The 2,187-nt window shown below is 74.3% G+C and carries 2 protein-coding genes and 1 pseudogene; all 3 read left to right on the plus strand.

Going from position 1 to position 2,187, the window contains the following annotated elements:
* Window positions 1-292 (plus strand): annotated as a pseudogene (locus tag C1J01_RS51725) (serine/threonine-protein kinase); the annotation flags it as partial.
* Window positions 293-312: 20 nt separating this feature from the next.
* Window positions 313-1,689: a protein kinase family protein gene (locus C1J01_RS47740; RefSeq protein ID WP_111185738.1), complete on the plus strand. Its 1,377-nt coding sequence runs from the start codon at window positions 313-315 to the stop codon at window positions 1,687-1,689.
* A gap of 43 nt (window positions 1,690-1,732) precedes the next feature.
* Window positions 1,733-2,187: DUF2510 domain-containing protein (locus C1J01_RS47745; protein WP_146616034.1), on the plus strand; the 455-nt coding region annotated here is incomplete at its 3' end.

Consider the following 2,187-nt stretch of genomic DNA (forward strand, 5'->3'; position numbering starts at 1 on the left):
GACCACCTCCTCGCCCCTCCCGACCGACGACGGCGAGGAGCCCTCCCCCACCGGGACACCCGACGACGGCGAGTCCCCGGACACGGAGCCCACGGACGAAAACCCGAGAGACGGAGACCCCGACGGCGGGCCCGGCGACGACAGGTCCGGGGAAGATCCGATCCTGACCTCCGTCCCCGCCCCGAACACCACGGCCGCACTCGTGGCGCTCGGCATCGTGACGTCCGGCGCGATTCCGGCCACACTTGCGGTGAGGCGACGCATGGCCGGTCGCCACAGAAGGACGCGTTAGGCGCGCCGGGGGCGACGGCGATGGACAACACCGAACCCGGCATCGCCGGATTCCGGCTCACCCAGCACACCTGGCCGACCGAGCTCGGACACTGGATCGACGCCATCGCACCGGACGGACGCCGGGCGGGCGCGCTGCTGTTCGACCAGGCGGTCATCGGGCTCCCCGGGGTGCGCGACCGCGTGGTGGGAGCCGTCATGACCGACCGGCGGCTCGTCCTCGGCGGTCTGACCGGCCTGGTCCCGGTGGCCGACATGGTCGCGGCGGGCGACCAGGTGTGGCTGCTCACCGCCCAGGCGGTCGCCCCCACCCTGGCCGACCTCCTCACCTCCCGGCGTGTGGAGGCGAGCGGGGCGGCGTGCGTGCTGGTGGAGACGGCTCAGACGCTGCTCGCGCTGCACGCGGCGGGGGTCACGCACGGCTCGGTGCGCCCGCGCACCATCGTGATCAGCGCCGAGGGCGCCGCCCTGCTGTCGGAACGGGGGCTCGCCGACGCCGTGCGTGGCCGGGCCTCCGCGCCAGGGCATGACGCGGCGGGGTGGGCGGCGCTGGCCCGCGTGCTGGCCGCGCCCTTCGGGGCGTCGCCGGTGGCCGAGCTGTTCGAACGGGCGGCGGCCACCGCCGGCGCCCATGGCCTGGCCGCCGCCCGCGACGTGCTCGTCGAGGGGCGCGGCGTGCTGCCCGGCGGCCGGATCAGCAGGGACGGGCTGGCACAGGCGGCCCGCGACCGGTCCGCGTTCGCGCAGGCGCCCGCGCATGGGATGGGCGACGAAGGGGACGTCGTCACCCGGTCTCACATTCCCGAAGGACCGTACGGGGTCGACGAGGGGGACATCGTCACCCTGCTCCGCGTTCCCGAAGGGGCGACGGGGCCGGCGCGGTTCGGGCCCGGGGTCGGGATGCGGGAGCAGGTCGGGGAGACGGCGGCGCAGCGGATCTGGCGGTCCGGCGGCCAAGAGGCCACCCTGCACCGACGGGCGGCCAGGCGTTCCCGGGCCCGGCGGCGGCGGACGATCCTGGCCACGGCCGCGTTCGCGGTCATCATGGCGGGGGCGATCCTGGCCTGGCTCCGGACCGGCGACGTGCCGGAGCTGGCGGTCACCTCGGTGGACGTGGTGGCGCCGAAGAGGACGCAGGGCTGCGACAGCGCCGTCGTCATCACCGGCACGGTCGTCACCAACGGCGCCCCCGGCGAGATCGTCTACGAGTGGCGCAAGAACCTGGACGAGGACGTCGTCAGGGGGTCGTTACGCACCCGTTCCGACCGCACCTCCTACACCCTGCCGTTACGGTGGACGCTGCGCGGCGAGAGCGACGTCAGGGCCACGGCCACGCTGCGGATCGTCACGCCCGGCCCGGTACGCACCGGTAGGGCAAGCTTCAGGTACAAGTGCTGAAGCGCCAATGCATATCAAAGCGGTTGTTATTAATCTGGCGAATATGACCACGCAGACCCCCGCGGGATGGTATCCGGACCCCTACGGAGAGCCCCACCTCCGCTGGTGGGACGGCAAACAGTGGACGGATGCCACCCACGCCCACGAGGAGGGGGCACCCCAGGCGCAGCCGACCTCCGGACCACAGCAGCAGCCCACACCGCAGCCCACACCACAGCCGCAGCCCGAGCCCGGCTGGTCCGCGACGCCCGCCAACCCCACCCTCCAGTACGGCCGGCCGACCCACGGCCAGTCCGCCTACGGCCACCCGGCGCCGGCCCAGCCGCAGTGGGGCGGGCCGCCGCCCAGGCAGCGCAGCCCGCTGCCGTGGGTGTTCGGCGGGCTGGCGGCGCTGGTGGTGCTGACGCTGATCGTGGTGGCGGCGGTCTTCGTCAATCGGCCCACCACGCAGAGCGCCTCCCCCGAGCGCCCGGCGCCGAGCGACAGGTACATCCCGCC

This window comes from Nonomuraea aridisoli (assembly GCF_003236395.1).
GTDB classification, from domain to species: domain Bacteria; phylum Actinomycetota; class Actinomycetes; order Streptosporangiales; family Streptosporangiaceae; genus Nonomuraea; species Nonomuraea aridisoli.

Excerpts from the sequence above, each read along its gene's own strand:
- C1J01_RS47740 (WP_111185738.1), top strand. The coding sequence starts at position 313 with ATGGACAACACCGAACCCGGCATCGCCGGATTCCGGCTCACCCAGCAC.